The sequence below is a fragment of the Alphaproteobacteria bacterium genome (assembly GCA_039980135.1).
Classification (GTDB): Bacteria; Pseudomonadota; Alphaproteobacteria; order UBA6615; family UBA6615; genus UBA8079.
The window spans coordinates 334,836-351,443 of record JBDXCV010000013.1 but is presented as its reverse complement, the minus strand read 5'-3'; the positions used below and the strand labels follow the sequence as shown (position 1 = coordinate 351,443).

The window sequence follows — 16,608 nt, the reverse complement described above, 5'->3', positions numbered from 1 at the left end:
GGGCGCCGTCAGGACGGAATGAGTTCGGGCATTATTTCCTCGACGGCGTCGGCGACGATGCCGGCGGCGGTCTCCGCAAGAAAACGGATATCCCCGGGGTCGCTCGCCAGGCTTGAGAGCCAGTGCAGATGGGCCAGGGCGTAGCCGTTCCCCGCATTTGCCCAGATATCGTCGGGCTCGAGATCTTCATCATTCAAGTCGCAGACCCGCATCGCAAATGGTGGCGGGCCGAGATGCGCGACCCAGGGCATGTCGTCCGTTATCCCGTTTTCGGAATCGTGAAACACGCCCGTTATAAACCCGACGGGTACGTCTTCGGGCTGCAACTCTGCGGATGAAGGGCTAAACGGGCGATCGGCGAGCGCCAGCAATCGTGAGACGTCCTCATGCTGAATGGCGTCGATGGCGATCGCGACCAGTTGCGCGACCTCGCGCGGGTCGGCCGGACGGGGTTCTATGAAGATCAGGTTACCCACGGCGTAGCGGCTGTCATCCACGAGGGGAAAATAGAGATCGTTGAGGTCCCCGGTGGGCACGAGATCCTCCGGCCGATGAATAACGCGCAGGAAGAACGTCGGCTCTTCGATATGAATCAGCCACACATCGTCGCCGTCCTCCGCGAACTCGGGCCAGCCGAATAATCGTCCAACAATAAAATGCGCCATCCGCTCTGGGTGCCAGATGCCAATCGGTGACGCAAGCGAAACAAGGCTTGCACCGCCCATGAGGATTCGATACCCGCTTGGGAAAGGCATCTAGGGGAGAGACGATCATGAAAGCTCAAGTCCTGCACAAGGCCGGCACACCATTCAGTCTGGAAAATGTAAGCGACCCAAAAGCGGGTCCCGGCGAGGCCGTGGCGAAGGTTCTGGCCTGCGGGGCGGGGCTGACGATCCATCATCTGCGCGCCGGTCGGGGCACGGCGGAGTTTCCGATCATCATCGGTCACGAGATCACGGGCGAGATCGTCGAGGTGGGGAAATCCGATGGGCACGATGGCGGCCTCAAGGTCGGCGATCCGGTGACGGCCTATTTCTATCTCATCGACGGACAGGACAAGTGGACCCGTGCGGGCCGCGAACCGATTTCCACGGCGAACCGCGGATATGTCGGTCGTCAGATCAATGGCGGTTACGCGGAATATATAAAGCTGCCGGTCAGGAATTTCATCAAGCTGCCCGAAGGCCTCGACTACAAGGCCAAACCAGCGGATGTCGGGGTGATCGCCGACGCGATTGCCACGCCCTACAAGGTATTGTCGCGCGCGCGGGTGACGCCGATGGATACGGTCGCGGTGTTCGGCGCCGGCGGCGGACTGGGCGTACACCAGGTGATGATGGCCAAATGGGCAAATGCCCGGGTCATCGCTGTCGATGTCATGGCCGACAAGCTCAAGGTCTGTCAGGACCTCGGTGCCGATATGATCGTGGACGCCTCAAATGATGCGGTCGTCGACGAGATCATGGACCTCACCGATGGGGCCGGGGTCGACGTGGCGATCGACTATGTTTCCACCCAGGGGACCCAGGAGCAGGCAGTTGCGAGCCTGGGTATCGGCGGCAGGTTCGTGACCCTCGGTGGTTCGGGACAGAATTTCATGGCGCCGGCATCGGAAATGCTGGCCAAGGAACTGGAATTGCTCGGCAGCCGCTATTGCAGCCACCAGCAGGTCATCGAATCCCTGGAGTTGTGCGCGCGCGGTGACGTCTGGCCGCTGGTGACCGAGACCTACAAGCTCGAAGACGTCGAGACGGTACATGCCCGCCTCGACCAGGGCCTGGTCACGGGACGCGCCGCGATCGTCATGGACTAGCCGACGCGGCTGACCCCGCCCTAGTCGGCTATGATCGGGTTCGTGAGGATGCCGACCTTGGACACCTCGACCTCGATCGTGTCGCCCGCCTTCATCCACAGTGGCGGCGTCCGGCCCAGGCCGGCACCGCTGGGGGTACCGGTCGCGATGACGTCGCCCGGTACCAACTCGGTGAAACTCGAGATATAGGCGATCAGCTTCGGGATGGAGAAAATCAGATCGTCGATGCCCGTATGCTGGACGACCTCGCCATTCAGCCGGGTCTCCAGGGTCAGATCGGCCGGTTCGGGAATTTCGTCTGCCGTGACCATGCAAGGGCCGAACGACCCCGACTGGAAGAAGTTCTTGCCGGGCATGTATTGGGACGAATGCCGCTGGTAATCACGCAAGGTTGCGTCGTTGTAAATCGAATAGCCGCCGACATAGCTGAGCGCGTCGGCCTCCGAGACCCGCCGTGCCGGCTTGCCGATGATCGCTGCCAGCTCGCCCTCGTAATCGAATTTCTCCGATTCCTTCGGCAGCAGGATAGGGTTCTCGTGCGGCACATGGCTGTTGGCCCAGCGGGCAAACAGGGTGGGGTGATCAGGCAGCTCGATGCCCGCTTCCTTGGCATGTTCGCGGTAATTCCAGCCGACGCAGATGATCTTGTCGGGGTTCCGGATCGGTTCGAGAAGCGTGATGTCCTTGACCGGATAATCGGACGCCTTGCCCGAACTGCCGCCGAAACCGGTTTTTACATATTCCGCGACCTTGGCCTTGGCGCCATCATCCGCCGCCAGATAGTCCCGCAAGGTTGGGATCGACGTGCCGAACTCGGCACCCAGATCGATCACGCCGCCGTCGGAGGCATAGGTGCCCCAGGACTCTCGATTGACAACTCGATAGCTGATTAATTTCACGGCTTCCCCCGTTCGATACGCTGTTTTTCTTAAGCTTAGCGGTTTGTGGCCTCGCGCAACATATTGCGCGCGATCACGATTTGTTGGATTTGCGACGTCCCCTCATAAATACGCAATAATCGGACGTCGCGATAGAAGCGTTCGATGGGGTATTCGGCCATGTAGCCGGCGCCGCCGAATATCTGCACCGCCCGGTCGGCGACCCGCCCGACCATCTCGGTCGAATAGAGTTTGCAACATGCCGCTTCGGTGGAGATGTTTTCGCCCGCGTCAAAGCGTCTGGCCGCGTCGTCGACCATCGTGCGGCTGGCATAGGCTTCGGTCCGGCTGTCGGCGAGCATCGCCTGCACGAGCTGGAACTCGCCGATAGGTTTGCCGAACTGCCGGCGCTCAAGGGCGTAGCGCACACTCTCGTCGATCAGGCGCTCGGCGATGCCGGTTGCAATCGCCCCCATATGCAGGCGGCCCCGGTCGAGGACCTTCATCGCCGTCTTGAAGCCCTGGCCTTCGACGCCGCCGATCAGGTTTGCGGCGGGCACCCGGCAATCCTCGAACACCACATCGGCGGTGTGGGCGCCCTGTTGTCCCATCTTCTTGTCGTGGGGACCGACGGACAGCCCCGGCGAATCTCGCTCGACGATAAAGGCGGATACGCCGCGTGCGCCCGGTTCATCCGGGTCGGTCCGCACCATGACGGTGAATATGCCCGCATGGGGCGCATTGGTGATATAGCGTTTGGTGCCGTTGAGCACATAATCGTCACCAACGCGCCGCGCGGATGTGCGGAGCGACCCGGCGTCGGAACCCGCTTCCGGTTCGGTCAGGGCGAAGGAGGCAATCACTTCACCGCTGGCCAGGCGAGGGAGCCATGTCCGTTTCTGCTCATCCGTGCCGTCGATGACGATGCCCTGGGAACCGATGCCCACATTGGTCCCGAACACGGACCGGAAGGCCGGCGAGGTCCAGCCCAGCTCATGCACGACCCGGATTTCCTCGCTGACCGTCAGGCCGAGCCCGCCATGGCTTTCCGGGATCGACAGGCCGAAGAGGCCGAGTTCGCGCATTTCTTCAATTAAATCGTCCGGCACCCTGTCGTTTTCGGCGACATCGGCTTCCAGCGGGACCAGCCGTTCGCGCACGAATTTGCGGACCGTATCGAGGAGCTGTTCGAGAGTATCGGGGTCAAGAGCCATCTGTGCTGCCATGCGCTGAAGGAGTGGTCGGCCATTTATATCCGGACGGGGCCGCCTGTTCCATGTGGCCGGAGAATCCGGGCAGCATGCGAGACGCTGTGAAGCAGCCACCTGTCTGCTAAAGTAGTCGCTTCAATCGACCAGTGGGGACGCCCGATGTCAGAAGCATTCGCGCATGTACCGGAGCCGGACAACACGCCCAGCCCGGCCTATTTCGCCCATATCGTACTGTACACGAAGAACCGTCCGGAAATGACCGATTGGTACTGCAAGGTCCTCGGCGGGCAGGTCATGGGTGACACGCAGGGAATTTCCTTCGTGACCTATGACGATGAACATCATCGTGTTGCGCTCATCGAGCGCGACGGGATTGGCGACAAGGTCGAGAACACCGTGGGGCTGGCCCACTTCGCCTATTCCTATTCTTCATTGACGGATCTCGTCGCCGTCTTCGACCGGCTGACCGAGCAGGGGATCGATCCCTACCGTCAGATCAATCACGGACCGACCACATCGCTCTACTATCACGACCCGGACGGCAACGCTGTCGAGCTGCAGACCGATAATTTCGATTCGATCGCCGAACTCAACGAATGGTTCGCGACGGGTGCATTCGACCGGGAGCCAATCGGTGTTCCGATCCAGATGTCGGAAATCGGCGCTCGCCTGCGGGCCGGCGAGTCCGAGCGCGAGCTCAGGAAACCACTCCAGAAATAGTCACACACACGAAATCGCATGGCCGCCGGGGCGGTCACGAATGAGGAGATACCTATGGGAATGCTGTTGGATGGCGCCTGGCTCGACAATGACGCCACAGCACGGGAAGTCGCGAAGGACGGGAAATTCCAGCGCTCGGAAAGTCAGTTCCGGAGCTGGGTGACGGTCGATGGTGCCGCGGGGCCGACCGGCGAGGCGGGGTTTGCCGCCGAGCCTGACCGCTATCATCTTTACCTCGCGCATACCTGCCCCTGGGCACATCGCGCGCTTATCTTCCGGGCCATCAAGGGTCTGGACAGCGCGATCTCCGTCTCGATGGCGCAACCGGGGCGTCACGACCAGGGCTGGACCTATGCCGACAATCCCGACTTCCCTGATTGCGTACCGGATCACGTCAACGGGTTCGAGCATCTGCATCAGGCCTACACGGCCTCGAACAGCGACTATACGGGCAAGGTCACGGTCCCGACCCTGTGGGACAAGCAGACCAACCAGGTGGTGAACAATGAATCGTCCGAGATCATCCGGATGTTCAACTCAGCCTTCAATGCTTTCACCAACGCGACCGAGGACTATTACCCCGCCGATCTGCGTGCGGAAATCGACGCAATCAACGAGGTCATCTATCCCACGATCAACAACGGGGTTTATCGCGCCGGCTTCGCGTCCTCCCAGGAGGCCTATGAAGAGGCGGTCGTGGCGATGTTCGAGACCCTCGATGATCTCGAAGAGCGTCTCGGGAAACAGCGTTATCTGGTTGGTGATCGGCTGACCGAGGCGGATTGGCGCCTTTGGGTCACCCTGATCCGGTTCGACGCCTGCTATGTGGGCGCGTTCAAGTGCAACATCCGGCGGATCGCCGACTATCCGAACCTGACCAACTACACACGCGAGCTTTACCAGATACCGGGTATCGCCGAGACGTTCAGCTTCGACTACGCGAAGATGAACTACTACGGCATCGAGCGGGTGAACCCGAACGGTATCATTCCGATCGGACCGGAAGATCAGGAAGGCTTTTATGGCGCGCCACACGACCGAGGCCGCTTCCCGGCCGCCGGCTAGGGAGCAACGCCATGATCGACAGGGATCTGTTCGAAAAAGGGCTGAAGATTCGCCGTGAGGTCATGGGCGATGCGCGCGTCGACGCCACGATGGGCAACCTCGACGACTTCAACCGTGATTTCATGGAGGAGTTCATCACCGAGATCGGCTGGGGCGCGGTGTGGGGCAGGGATGGTCTGTCCCGCCAGCAACGCAGTCTCCTCAATCTCGGGATGCTCGCGGCACTCGGCCGGATGAACGAATTCGAAGGTCACTTCCGGGGTGCGCTGCGCAACGGGTTGACCCGGGAAGAGCTTCGCGAGGCCCTGTATCAGATCGCGTTGTATTGCGGTGCCCCTGCCGGCATGGAGGCATTCCGCGCCGCCGCGAAGGTGCTCAAGGAAGAAGAGGCTGCGGCGGACTAGCTCACCGGCCTCTTCCTAGGTCCCGAACACTTTCTTCAACAGTTCCGTCGTCTGCTTGGCCGGGTTCTGCCGGATGGCGGCTTCTTCCTGCGCCAGATACAGGAACAGACCTTTCAGGGCGCGCTCCAGAACATGCTGGGTCAGGTCGGCTTTGACATCGGGAACAAACGGCACCGCCTTGTAACGTCCCATGGCCTGATTATAGGCGCGTATGGCACCGACCTCCGCCAGACTGCTGTCGACGATGGGTCTCATGCGCGTGACCAGTCGCGATGACATGGTCCGTTCAAGATACCGGGTCGCCGCATCATCCGGACCACCGTAAATTTCGCGAACATCCTCCCATGTCATTTCATCGATGGCCTGCCAGAACACCGTCTGGGCTTCGGGAGAGGCGGCTTCTGCCGCCCGGTTCAAGCGCAGTTCCAGGTCGTCGGTCATGGATGAAAGGCCGACCCGAGACAGCGTGCTCTGGACTTTCTGCAGGCTCTCCGGGAGCGGGATATGAATGGCCGGGTCGGCATTGAAACCGTCGGTTGCACCAACCTGGCCAACGACCCGCTCCGCACCCACTTTCAGGGCTTCCCGCAGACCGGCACCGATTTCCGAATTACTCAGCTGCTGTGTGTCTTGTCCGCCCGGGAGTTCACGCAGAAGGTCTTTGCCGCGCTTCAGGAAATCCATCTGGGCAACGGCGATTCCGACCGGAAGGGTCAGAAAGACGACGATCGTCAGCACGGATATCAGAGATTTCATCGTCACGTCTTTTCGATTCTGGTTGGTGGAGCTGCACCCTAGCGCAAGCACCCGGCTTCGTGCGGAATTGATCGCCGGGATAAACTTACCTGAACGGTCCGTTAACCATTTCCGCCTAGTCTCGTAGGGCTAGAAACCCTTGTTGCGGAAACGGCTTATGCGGACGCTGGAAATCCCAGAAATCATCAAGCGCCATATTCTTTGGGTCAAAGGCCTGAAGGGCGGCCAGCCGGCCGATCTCTCGTTGCGTGATCTCCGCAATTACAAGCTCGACAGGGTGAACCTGAAGAAGGCCAAACTCGCCGGTGCGAACATGTCGAATTGCTCGATTCGCCAGGCGGATTTGAGCTACTGCGATATGTTTTCGGTGATGCTCAACGGCGCCGACATGTCCCAGTGCAAGCTCGATCATTCCGACCTTCGCGGGGCTAATCTGCGCGGTGTCGTTCTCGAGGGTGCGAGCCTTGTGAGTGCTGATCTGCGCGGTGGCGCGTTGATGCTGGGCGGCGATGCCGCCGAAGCGGCGCTGACCAACGCGGTTCTCGATCATGCCAATCTCGACAACGCGAACATTTCGGGTGCTGACCTGACCGGGTCGTCGATGAACCACTCCAGCATGCGTGGCGCTCAGATGAACGGCACGAATCTTTCGAACGGCAACATGCGCGGCTCAAGCCTGGACGGCGCGGTTCTGAAGGGAGCGAATCTCAGCAATACCAACCTCAACGGGGCGAGCCTCGTCGGCGCTGATCTGTCAGGCGTCGTCCTCAACGGCACCGACCTGACGAATGCCGACCTGAATGAAGCCAACCTCGATGGGGTCGATCTTGCGGGCGCGAATGTGACCGGTGCGAACATATCGCGGCCGAAATCGGAATTCCCGGCGGACATCCAGCTTATTCTGAAACGCCATTTCGAATGGATTGAAAGTGGCGGTCAAACGGGTGCCCGCGCGGACCTGACAGATAGTGATATCGAACGCATTGACCTGCCGGACGAGGATATGAGCGGCGCGGTCCTGAAGGACACGTTGATGAATGGTGCCAATCTCCAGTCATGCCGGTTCGTGATGAGCGAGATGTCGGGCGCCAAACTGGCGGGGGCCGATCTTTCGGATGCGTTGTTGGAAGGTGCGAATCTTGAGAGCGCGGATCTTCGAAACGCCAATTTGCATGGCGCGCGCCTTCTCGCGGTTCAACTCAAGGATGCCAGCGGCGAGAAAACCGGTCGGTTGTGGCCGGCGAACCTGACGGGCGCCAATCTGGCGGGTGCGAACCTGGCGGAGGCGGATCTCGGTAACGCCCGCCTGAACAATGCCGATTTGCGAGGGGCCGATCTGACCGGCGCGGACCTCAGCAACGCGGATCTCGACGGTGCGCTGATCGCCGGCGCGGATATGACCGACACCAATCTCGATAACGCGAAAATGGATAACGTCATTCGCGAATCCGAGCCTGCTGCCGGCACCGAGCCCGAGCAACTGGATGTTGCTGTCGGGGCATGACCCCGCACCCGGGTGCCGGGCATCGGCGCACCGCACCGGCGACTTGTCGGCTCGTCTGAACGGTCTGCCGGATAGTTGCCGACGCTACAGAATTTCGTAGACCTTGTAGGTCGGTCCCTCTGGGAACCGATGCCCCGTGGCGACAGCGACAATACGGTTCAGCCAGCCATATTTCTCCGACCCGGTTTCAAACCAGGGCGTGTTGCGGAAGTAATACTCCGACGGATCCACGGGCTCACCCTTGGACAGACGATCGAGAACTTCCTTCGGCCCATGGCGCACACCGCGATAGGTCATGAAAATATGATGGTCGTCGTCGGTCACGAGGGTCAGGCGGACATCCATCTGCCAGGCGCCGTCATTGCGGATCAGGATCCAGTCGCCGGCCGGGATCGGTGCAACGCTCCCGTTCATCTTGGGACCTTCGAACGAGCCGCCATTGATGCCTGCAATGATGCGTGTGCCGTAGGGGGTATTTTCGAGAACGGTCGGTGTCGCCACATCGAATTTTGCGGTGAAGAGATGCTCGCCTCGAAGTTCCGGGAGTTCGATTTCGCTCATGAGAATGATCCGTCGTGGTGGAGAAAGGCCGACCGGTGCAGCGCCGTGATGCTGAATGCCGATGCCGGGCTCGAACGGGCGCTGCCGGTCAACAGAGCTTCCGGCGCGGGATGCCGGACGGCTGCTACGGGATCAGGTGAATGCCTTGAACGTGATGGTCGTGAAGGTGTCGGCGACGCCGGGCAGCGTCTGGATATTACTGGTCACGAAATGGCCAATGTCGGTCTCATCGGCGAGATAGCATTTCATCAGAAGGTCGAACTGGCCCGAGGTCGAATACACCTCGGAGACCTGGTCGATACTCAGCGACGCCTCATCGGCAACGTCATACGCCCGGCCGAGTTCGCATTTCACCTGAACAAAGATCGTTTGCATCACACTGTCGTTCGTTGCGGAAGCGGGCCGGAAGTCTAGCGCAAAAGAAACGCCGGTGTTTCATCATTCCCGAAAGCCGGACCGCCGTCTTCGACATGATCGTCGTCGCGTTTGCGCGGCGCTCTGGCCGGCTCGTCGCGTGACGTGTCACTGCGCACCGGCTCACGGGGTTCTCTGGGCTCGCGCGCCTTGCGCGGTTCACGGGCATTGCGGGGCTCGCGTGCGTTGCGCGGCTCACGGGGTTTGCGCGGTGCGTCGGCTTCCTTGGCGTCCTGCGGCTCGCTCTCGGCCTCGGTCTGGCTTTCCGGTTCCGCCTTGCGTCGGCTGCGACGCCGGCGCCGCGGCGCTTCGGTCTTCTCTTCCGGGCTTTCCGAAGCCTTCGCGTCCCGGGTCTCCGCTTGATCCTTGTCGCCCTGTGGCTTGTCGGCCGATTGACCACCGGCGGATCGGCCGTCCGCGTCGGCGATGGGCGGGATCGGTTTGCCGAGCATTCGTTCGACACCGCTCAGGAACTTGGCGTCGTCGCGGGTCGCCAGCGTATAGGCATGGCCTTCCTTGCCGGCGCGGCCGGTGCGGCCGATGCGATGAATATAGTCCTCGGCATGCATCGGGACGTCGAAATTGAAGACATGGCTCATATTGGGAATGTCGAGACCCCGGGCGGCCACGTCGCTCGCCACGAGCAACTCGATTTCGCCGTCGCGGAACTTCGCCAACGTCTCCATGCGCGCGCTCTGGTGCATATCGCCGTGCAGGCCGGCGGCGTTGAAACCGTGGGTGCGGAGCGATTTTTCGAGCGTGGCCACGTCGCGTTTGCGGTTGCAGAAGACAATCGCGTTCTTCACGCCGCTGTCGCGGATCAGCTTGCGCAATGCCGCGCGCTTTTCCTTGAAGCCGCCGCTGACGCGCAGGAGGCCCTGGGTCACCGTATCGGCCGCCGAGGCCTGGGCATCGACCTGCACCGTACGCGGGCTCATCATGTAGGCGTCGGTCAGCCGTTTGATTTCCGAAGGCATCGTGGCGGAGAACATCGCCGTTTGCCGGATTTGCGGCAGCAGCTTGATGATGCGCTCGACGTCGGGAATGAAGCCCATGTCGAGCATCCGGTCGGCCTCGTCGACGACCAGGACCCGGATATCTGCCAGCAGCACCTTGCCCCGCTCGAAATGGTCGAGCAGGCGTCCCGGTGTTGCGATCAGCACATCGACCCCGCGGTCGAGTTTGTCTTCCTGGTCGGAGAACGACACGCCGCCGATCAACAGCGCCATGCTGAGTTTGTGGTTCTTGCCGTAAACTTCAAAGTTTTCGGCGACCTGTGCCGCGAGTTCGCGGGTCGGCTCCAGAATCAGGCTCCGGGGCATCCGCGCACGGGCGCGGCCCGTGGAGAGAATTTCGATCATCGGCAAGGTGAAACTCGCCGTCTTGCCGGTGCCCGTCTGGGCGATACCGATGATGTCGCGTCCCATCAAGAGATGGGGAATGGCTTCCGCCTGGATCGGTGTGGGGTTCTCGTAACCCGCTGACCCAATAGCGTTTAATAGCGGGTCGCTGAGACCCATTTCGTCAAATTTCATATTGCTCGTCTGTGTTGAAATCGCGCGTTGGCGCGTGTTGTGCGGAAAATGGGCGCGAAGCGCTTGAAAGTCCAGCATTTCCATTGGTTGTTGCAAGCGGGGATCGATTCTGAAAGAAGGGCGTAATGGACGATCCTCGCAGTGAACTGGATGAGCTTGTCGCCGATGCCCGGCTGAAGCATCGCGACGGTGCACTTGATGCTGCCGCTCAGCTTTATGATTCCGTCCTCGCGATCGATCCTGAAAACGCCGAAGTTCTGCAACTCAAGGGGATCCTGCGCGCCCAGTGCGGCGCGCCGGAGGAGGGGTTGGCGTTGCTTGAACGGGCTGTCGCGCTGGCACCGGCGGACGGTCGGATACGTGCCAATCTGGCCAAACTGCGCCTCGACATCGGCGACATCGGCGGCGCCGTTTCGGCGTATGAAACCGCCCGACAGAATAATCCCGGCGATGCGGAGCTCGAATTCAATCTCGCGGGTGCGTTGGCGTTGGCCGGCCGTCGGGACGATGCGATCGAACATCTGGAGACGGCGCGCCAGCTTGCGCCGGGGCATGCACATGCGCTGGCCAATCTGGGAAACCTGTATCGCCAGGCCGACCGCCTGGAGGCGTCGCGAGAAACACTGGAAGCGGCGGTCGAGGTCTCGCCCGATGACCCCGAAATACAGCACAGCCTCGGTGTGACGCTGACCGCATTGCATGACTATGCGGCCGCCGGCGCACGATTTCGGGCGGCTTTGAGGCTCGATCCGGGCTTTGTACGGGCTGCCGCGCAGTTATTCTATGCGTCGCTCCATGCCTGTGACTGGCAGGACCACCCCAAGCTGATTGTGAATTTCGAACGCCTGCTTGGTGCGGACCCGGACGTCCTTTCCGAATTGTCGCCGCTGATCGCGCTTTATTTGCCCTTTGACCAAGCCGCACTGAACAGTGTGAGCGACGCCCGGGCCACGGTCACCCGGAAGTCGGTTGTGCTTCGCGAGCGCATTCCCGCTGCGGCGAGACCTGACGGCGCGCCATTGCGTCTGGGATATCTGTCTGCCGATCTCGGTCACCACCCGGTGGGGCGGCTATTGGCGGATCTGCTGCCGCGCCACGACGCGGCCGGGTTCGAAGTTACCGCGTTCGCGCTGGCACCGCCCGATGGCAGCGACGTGCAGCAGGTGATCTTGGACGGCGTGGCACGCGTCGAGGATCTCTCGCGGGTTGCGCCCGGCGATGCCGCGGCGCGCATTCGCGAGGCGGGAACTGACATACTGGTCGAACTGGGCGGTTTCACGCTTGGCGCCCGGCCCGAGATACTGGCTGCCCGCGCCGCACCGTTACAGATCGGTTGGCTCGGTTATTGCGGTTCATCCGGCGGCCTCAACGATGTTTTGCTGGCCGACGATGTCGTGTTGCCGCCCGGCGCTGTCGGGGGTTTTGCCGAGGCCGTCGCATATCTGCCCGGAAGCTTCATGCCGCTCAACCGGTTCGATGTTGCCGCGGTCAAAAGCGATAACCGCGCGGCCCACGGCCTGCCGGAAGAAGGCTTCGTCTTCTGTGCGTTCAACGCTTCCCCCAAGGTCGATGCGGGAACCTTCGCGGCGTGGATGGAAATCCTCGCGCGGGTCGATGGGGCGGTCCTTTGGTTGCGCGAACACGCCGCTTCGAGCTCGCAGAACCTCAGGGGCGCAGCCCGGGCCGCGGGCGTTGACCCGTCGCGCCTTGTGTTCGCGCCGACTGCGCCGGCCATGCCCGATCATCTGGCCCGGCACCGGCATGCAAATCTGTTTCTCGACACGTTCGTCTATGGCGCCCATTCGACGGCCGCGGACGCGATTGCTCAGGGAGTACCGGTGCTGACATGTGCCGGCGCGGCCATGCCGGCGCGGGTCGGCGCGAGTCTTTGCAAGGCCTACGGGATTGGCGACCTGGTCACCGAGAGCCCTGCGGCGTATGTCGAGAAGGCCGTGAATCTGGCAACCGGCGCTGATCCGTTGATAGATTACGGGTCCGTGTTGCGCTCTGCTGTCGAGACGGTAGACGCCGGCGACGCATTCGCGCGGAAACTCGAACGGGTCTACAAATCGCTTTGGCGCGCCCATGTGGCGGGCGCCCTCATGCCCGGACGCCTCGTGCCGATGGAGAATACAGGATGACCATGAACCTTGTGATGATTCCGGGGTTGCTGTGCGATGCACGGCTATGGGCGCATCAGACCGAGCATCTCGCCGATATCGCCGAATGTATGGTGGCCGATATCACGGGCGCGGAATCGATGGATGAACTGGCAGACAATGTGCTGGCCGCTGCGCCCGACAAATTCGCACTGGCAGGGCTTTCCATGGGCGGATACGTGGCCCACGCGATCATGCGCCGTGCGCCCGGGCGGGTGACCAGGCTGGCGCTGATCGATACCTCTGCACGGTCGGACACACCCGAACAACGGGTGCGCCGCGGACAGCTGATCGACATGAGCAAATACGGCAAGTTTCGCGGTGTGACCGACCGGCTCTTGCCGATCCTCGTCCACGAAGCCCGTTTGTCTGAAACCGCACTGACAGATGAAATTAAAAAAATGGCAGAACATGTTGGTTCGGAAGGATTTACCCGGCAACAACATGCCATTATGGGGCGCCGTGACAGCCGGCCTTTCCTCATCGAATACGGAGTTCCGACGCTGGTAATGTGCGGGCGTCAGGACGCACTCACGCCGCTCGAGCATGCGGCGGAAATGGCCGCCGGGATACCCGGTTCACGCCTCGCCGTGATCGAGGATTGCGGCCATCTTTCGACGATGGAAAGGCCCCAGGCGGCCACGGCGCTGATGCGCCAGTGGCTGACATATGACTAGGCGTGCCTAGAACGCCGGGAGCGGGGGATCTCCGGCCGACTGATCGTTGGGGTTCCGGCTCGGAAAGAGCGAAGTTTTCAGCTGGAAAATCATGTCGCCGAAGGCCTCGCTGTCGGTTCCGGTAACGTCGTCGGCACGCGCGATGGCGTGGCTGAGATAGGAATCCGTCGAGCAGAACGCGCCCATGATGGTCAACCTGCCGTCGCGGGGCGCGGCGGATTCGGGGCCGTCGTCCGCGGCGCACAAATCGCCGGGGTCGCGGACGGCGTCCGGGTTGAATGCGAGTACGACACGGAAGGGTCGGCTGGGATCGGGATTCTCCGGGTTGATGGCGAAGTTGATCGGGACACCGAACGCATTGGCCTGCATGGCGTCGCTCACGGCCTTTTCCAGCTGTGCCTGCGGGATATCAAAAGGATTGCCGAACACCACGAGTTGTATTTGCCGGTCGCCGCCGCCGGCCGCCGTGGCCTCGAAGGGGCTGTACTGGTTGGCATGGTCGACGCGCGACACGGTCACACCGGTGCACGCGGTCAGCACCGCCAGCGCGGCGGCGGTGAGCGGGATATTTATCGGGAAACGGGGCTTGCTGGGCATTATCGAAACTCCGGGTCTGAGATGTTCATCCAAGACGGCTTCGTTGCTGCCGGGCAAGCGGCAAATACGGCCTAGGCCGTTTGCATATGTAGTGTCGGATGGAATTTTGGCCAAATTGCGGCCGGGAACATCTGCGTGATGGGCGCCGCGTGAGGCTCGTCGCGCTCGCCTAGACGTCGAGTTCCGACACGAATTTGGCGTTGTCCTGAATGAACCGGAAACGCAGCTCCGCCTTGCGGCCCATCAACTGTTCAACCAGCTGTGCGGTATCCTTGGCGTCGCGCGCGCGCGAATTGTCGGCGTCCGTGGCGCTCGACAGCGCAACCTGGATCAACTGGCGTTTCTCCGGGTCCATGGTCGTCTCGCGCAGCTGCGCGGGGGGCATCTCGCCCAGGCCCTTGAAGCGGCTGATCTCGACCTTGCCGCCGCCCGAGAAATGCTCCGCCATCAGGCGCTCCCGGTCGGCATCGTCCAGCGCGTAGACCACGTCACCGCCCTTGGCGAGACGGTATAGCGGCGGGACCGCGAGGTAGAGATGTCCGCTGGTCACCAGTTCCGGCATCTCGCGATAGAAAAAGGTCATCAGCAGCGAGGCGATATGGGCGCCGTCAACGTCGGCATCGGTCATGATCACCACGCGCTCGTAGCGCAGCTTCGACAGATCGAAGGTTTTGCCCGACCCGCAGCCGAGCGCCTGGGTCAGATCGCTCAGTTCCTGGTTGCCCCGCAGCTTGTCGGCCGACGCGCTGGCCACGTTCAGGATTTTGCCGCGCAGCGGGAGAATGGCCTGGGTGGCGCGGCTGCGCGCCTGTTTGGCCGACCCGCCGGCGCTGTCGCCCTCGACGAGGAATATTTCCGTGCCGTCCGCGCTGCTGCGTGTGCAATCTGCGAGCTTGCCGGGCAGGCGGGACTTGCGCCCGGCGGTCTTGCGTTTCATCGCCCGGTCTTCGCGCCGGCGTTTGCGTTCCTCGGCCCGCTCGATCGCCCATTCCAGCAGGGCGTCCGCATTCTGCCGGTCATTCGAAAGATGGTGGTCGAAATGGTCCTTGATCTGCGCCTCGACGATCCGCGCCGCCTCGGGCATCGAAAGCTTTTCCTTGGTCTGGCCCTGGAATTGCGGCTCGGAGATGAACAGCGACAGGACTATGGCGGCGCCATCGGCGATGTCGTCGGACGTCAGCTGACTTGCCTTGCGATTGTTGGTGAGCTCGCCGTACCCCTTGAGGCCGCGAGTCAGGGCGCCCCGGATGCCCGCGACATGGCTGCCGCCCTCGGGCGTGGGAACCGTGTTGCAGTAGGCGCTGACAAAGCCTTCGCCGTCGGCCGGCCAGCAGACGGCCCATTCGATCCGTCCCGTGGAGCCGTTCAGGTCGGCGCGCCCGGCAAAGATATCGGCTCCCACCAGCGGACGTTCGCCCACGGTCGAGCGCAGATAGTCGAGAATGCCATCGGGAAACTGGAAGCTTTCGGCCTCGGGGACACCGCCGGCGGTCGCGACTTCGGCGTCGCATGACCAGCGGATTTCGACGCCGCGGAACAGATAGGCCTTGGACTTGGCCATTTCATGCAGGCGTTCAGCGCTGAAGCGCGCTGTTTTGCCGAAGATTTCCGGATCGGGCAGGAAGGTCACGGTGGTGCCGCGGCGATTCTGGACGGCCTTCAGTTTCTTAAGTTTGCCGGTCGGTTTGCCTTGCGAATACTCCTGGGCCCAGAGCTCCTTGTCGCGTGCTACCTCGACACGCAGGGTGGACGCGAGCGCGTTGACAACGCTCAGGCCGACGCCGTGCAGGCCGCCGGAAGTCTGATATGCCTTGCCGTCGAACTTGCCGCCCGAGTGCAGCGTCGTGAGAATGACCTCCAGCGCCGATTTGCTCTTGTATTTGGGATGCGGATCGATGGGGATGCCGCGGCCATTGTCGGTGATCGCCAGCGAACCGTCTGCGTTGAGGTGCATCTCGATGCGGTCGGCATGGCCGGCGACGGCCTCATCCATGGCGTTGTCGAGGATTTCCGCAGCCAGGTGATGCAGCGCGCGCTCGTCGGTGCCGCCGATATACATGCCGGGGCGCCGGCGCACGGGTTCGAGACCCTCGAGGACCTCGATATCCTGTGCGGTATAATCGCCGCCGCCGGATGGGCCCTCGTCAAATAATCCCGGATCTTCGGTTTTGCGTTTCGCGCGTGCCACGGTGGCCTCGGTTAAAGAAAGTCCTGAATGTACGTCGTGCGCCCCCTGCCACCGGATTCTCAAGTAAAATCGGCGAAATTCGGGATGGTGACGACCGTGGGCAATATGTGATGATTCGCAGGTGAG

The 16,608-nt window shown here is 62.0% G+C and carries 16 protein-coding genes; 7 read left to right on the top strand and 9 right to left on the bottom strand.

Annotated features, from left to right (window positions below; all coding sequences use genetic code 11):
* Positions 1-8 precede the first annotated feature (8 nt).
* Entirely contained in the window at positions 9-665 is a 657-nt protein-coding gene (locus tag ABJ363_17550) for a hypothetical protein (GenBank protein ID MEP4380793.1), read from the bottom strand.
* A gap of 107 nt (positions 666-772) precedes the next feature.
* Between ABJ363_17550 and ABJ363_17545 the strand changes: the two genes are divergently transcribed.
* Positions 773-1,813, top strand: a complete 1,041-nt coding sequence (locus ABJ363_17545) for a zinc-binding dehydrogenase (GenBank protein ID MEP4380792.1) — start codon at positions 773-775, stop codon at positions 1,811-1,813.
* A 20-nt stretch (positions 1,814-1,833) separates the two neighbouring features.
* On the opposite strand, the gene ABJ363_17540 is transcribed toward ABJ363_17545, so the two are convergent.
* Both ABJ363_17540 and ABJ363_17535 read right to left on the bottom strand, forming a co-directional pair.
* Positions 1,834-2,712 (bottom strand): fumarylacetoacetate hydrolase family protein, encoded by an 879-nt coding sequence (locus ABJ363_17540; GenBank protein ID MEP4380791.1) that lies wholly within the window; start codon positions 2,710-2,712, stop codon positions 1,834-1,836.
* Between the two features lie 35 nt (positions 2,713-2,747).
* Positions 2,748-3,905, bottom strand: a complete 1,158-nt coding sequence (locus ABJ363_17535; GenBank protein ID MEP4380790.1) for an acyl-CoA dehydrogenase family protein — start codon at positions 3,903-3,905, stop codon at positions 2,748-2,750.
* 156 nt (positions 3,906-4,061) lie between these two features.
* On the opposite strand from ABJ363_17535, the gene ABJ363_17530 reads away from it, so the two are divergent.
* From ABJ363_17530 to ABJ363_17520, 3 genes are read left to right on the top strand one after another with little or no spacing between them, the layout of a single operon-like run.
* Positions 4,062-4,622 carry a VOC family protein gene (locus ABJ363_17530; protein MEP4380789.1) on the top strand — a complete coding sequence of 187 codons (561 nt, stop codon included), beginning with the start codon at positions 4,062-4,064 and terminating at the stop codon, positions 4,620-4,622.
* A 54-nt stretch (positions 4,623-4,676) separates the two neighbouring features.
* Positions 4,677-5,687 (top strand): glutathione S-transferase family protein, encoded by a 1,011-nt coding sequence (locus ABJ363_17525; GenBank protein ID MEP4380788.1) that lies wholly within the window; start codon positions 4,677-4,679, stop codon positions 5,685-5,687.
* An 11-nt stretch (positions 5,688-5,698) separates the two neighbouring features.
* Complete coding sequence (locus tag ABJ363_17520; protein MEP4380787.1) at positions 5,699-6,091, top strand: carboxymuconolactone decarboxylase family protein; 393 nt, start codon at positions 5,699-5,701, stop codon at positions 6,089-6,091.
* A gap of 15 nt (positions 6,092-6,106) precedes the next feature.
* Here the strand turns inward: ABJ363_17520 and ABJ363_17515 are convergent, their stop codons facing one another.
* Complete coding sequence (locus tag ABJ363_17515) at positions 6,107-6,847, bottom strand: DUF4197 domain-containing protein (GenBank protein ID MEP4380786.1); 741 nt, start codon at positions 6,845-6,847, stop codon at positions 6,107-6,109.
* A gap of 157 nt (positions 6,848-7,004) precedes the next feature.
* Here ABJ363_17515 and ABJ363_17510 point away from each other — a divergent pair, with 157 nt between their 5' ends.
* Positions 7,005-8,351 carry a pentapeptide repeat-containing protein gene (locus ABJ363_17510; GenBank protein MEP4380785.1) on the top strand — a complete coding sequence of 449 codons (1,347 nt, stop codon included), beginning with the start codon at positions 7,005-7,007 and terminating at the stop codon, positions 8,349-8,351.
* An 84-nt stretch (positions 8,352-8,435) separates the two neighbouring features.
* Here the strand turns inward: ABJ363_17510 and ABJ363_17505 are convergent, their stop codons facing one another.
* The 3 genes from ABJ363_17505 to ABJ363_17495 form a co-directional block, all read right to left on the bottom strand.
* The gene (locus ABJ363_17505; GenBank protein ID MEP4380784.1) at positions 8,436-8,912 is read right to left on the bottom strand and encodes a DUF3237 domain-containing protein; all 477 of its coding nucleotides are present in this window, start codon (positions 8,910-8,912) and stop codon (positions 8,436-8,438) included.
* Between the two features lie 132 nt (positions 8,913-9,044).
* Positions 9,045-9,287, bottom strand: a complete 243-nt coding sequence (locus tag ABJ363_17500; protein ID MEP4380783.1) for an Lrp/AsnC ligand binding domain-containing protein — start codon at positions 9,285-9,287, stop codon at positions 9,045-9,047.
* 35 nt (positions 9,288-9,322) lie between these two features.
* Positions 9,323-10,861 carry a DEAD/DEAH box helicase gene (locus ABJ363_17495; GenBank protein MEP4380782.1) on the bottom strand — a complete coding sequence of 513 codons (1,539 nt, stop codon included), beginning with the start codon at positions 10,859-10,861 and terminating at the stop codon, positions 9,323-9,325.
* 125 nt (positions 10,862-10,986) lie between these two features.
* Between ABJ363_17495 and ABJ363_17490 the strand changes: the two genes are divergently transcribed.
* Positions 10,987-13,002: a tetratricopeptide repeat protein gene (locus ABJ363_17490; protein MEP4380781.1), complete on the top strand. Its 2,016-nt coding sequence runs from the start codon at positions 10,987-10,989 to the stop codon at positions 13,000-13,002.
* Entirely contained in the window at positions 12,999-13,697 is a 699-nt protein-coding gene (locus ABJ363_17485) for an alpha/beta fold hydrolase (GenBank protein ID MEP4380780.1), read from the top strand. The genes ABJ363_17490 and ABJ363_17485 overlap by 4 nt, the downstream gene beginning before the upstream one ends.
* A 6-nt stretch (positions 13,698-13,703) precedes the next feature.
* Here ABJ363_17485 and ABJ363_17480 read toward each other — a convergent pair whose 3' ends face one another.
* The gene (locus tag ABJ363_17480; GenBank protein MEP4380779.1) at positions 13,704-14,294 is read right to left on the bottom strand and encodes a hypothetical protein; all 591 of its coding nucleotides are present in this window, start codon (positions 14,292-14,294) and stop codon (positions 13,704-13,706) included.
* Between the two features lie 169 nt (positions 14,295-14,463).
* On the bottom strand, positions 14,464-16,482 hold the full coding sequence (gene parE / locus ABJ363_17475; protein MEP4380778.1) for a DNA topoisomerase IV subunit B: 2,019 nt from the start codon (positions 16,480-16,482) through the stop codon (positions 14,464-14,466).
* Between the last annotated feature and the right edge of the window lie 126 nt (positions 16,483-16,608).

What these genes read in the sequence shown, in the direction of transcription:
- ABJ363_17545 (MEP4380792.1), top strand. Translation starts at nt 773, where the DNA reads ATGAAAGCTCAAGTCCTGCACAAGGCCGGCACACCATTCAGTCTGGAA.
- ABJ363_17510 (MEP4380785.1), top strand. Translation starts at nt 7,005, where the DNA reads ATGCGGACGCTGGAAATCCCAGAAATCATCAAGCGCCATATTCTTTGG.
- ABJ363_17535 (MEP4380790.1), bottom strand. Translation starts at nt 3,905, where the DNA reads ATGGCTCTTGACCCCGATACTCTCGAACAGCTCCTCGATACGGTCCGC.
- ABJ363_17530 (MEP4380789.1), top strand. Translation starts at nt 4,062, where the DNA reads ATGTCAGAAGCATTCGCGCATGTACCGGAGCCGGACAACACGCCCAGC.
- ABJ363_17505 (MEP4380784.1), bottom strand. Translation starts at nt 8,912, where the DNA reads ATGAGCGAAATCGAACTCCCGGAACTTCGAGGCGAGCATCTCTTCACC.
- ABJ363_17495 (MEP4380782.1), bottom strand. Translation starts at nt 10,861, where the DNA reads ATGAAATTTGACGAAATGGGTCTCAGCGACCCGCTATTAAACGCTATT.
- ABJ363_17485 (MEP4380780.1), top strand. Translation starts at nt 12,999, where the DNA reads ATGACCATGAACCTTGTGATGATTCCGGGGTTGCTGTGCGATGCACGG.
- ABJ363_17525 (MEP4380788.1), top strand. Translation starts at nt 4,677, where the DNA reads ATGGGAATGCTGTTGGATGGCGCCTGGCTCGACAATGACGCCACAGCA.
- ABJ363_17520 (MEP4380787.1), top strand. Translation starts at nt 5,699, where the DNA reads ATGATCGACAGGGATCTGTTCGAAAAAGGGCTGAAGATTCGCCGTGAG.
- ABJ363_17490 (MEP4380781.1), top strand. Translation starts at nt 10,987, where the DNA reads ATGGACGATCCTCGCAGTGAACTGGATGAGCTTGTCGCCGATGCCCGG.
- ABJ363_17515 (MEP4380786.1), bottom strand. Translation starts at nt 6,847, where the DNA reads ATGAAATCTCTGATATCCGTGCTGACGATCGTCGTCTTTCTGACCCTT.
- ABJ363_17500 (MEP4380783.1), bottom strand. Translation starts at nt 9,287, where the DNA reads ATGCAAACGATCTTTGTTCAGGTGAAATGCGAACTCGGCCGGGCGTAT.
- ABJ363_17550 (MEP4380793.1), bottom strand. Translation starts at nt 665, where the DNA reads ATGGCGCATTTTATTGTTGGACGATTATTCGGCTGGCCCGAGTTCGCG.
- ABJ363_17480 (MEP4380779.1), bottom strand. Translation starts at nt 14,294, where the DNA reads ATGCCCAGCAAGCCCCGTTTCCCGATAAATATCCCGCTCACCGCCGCC.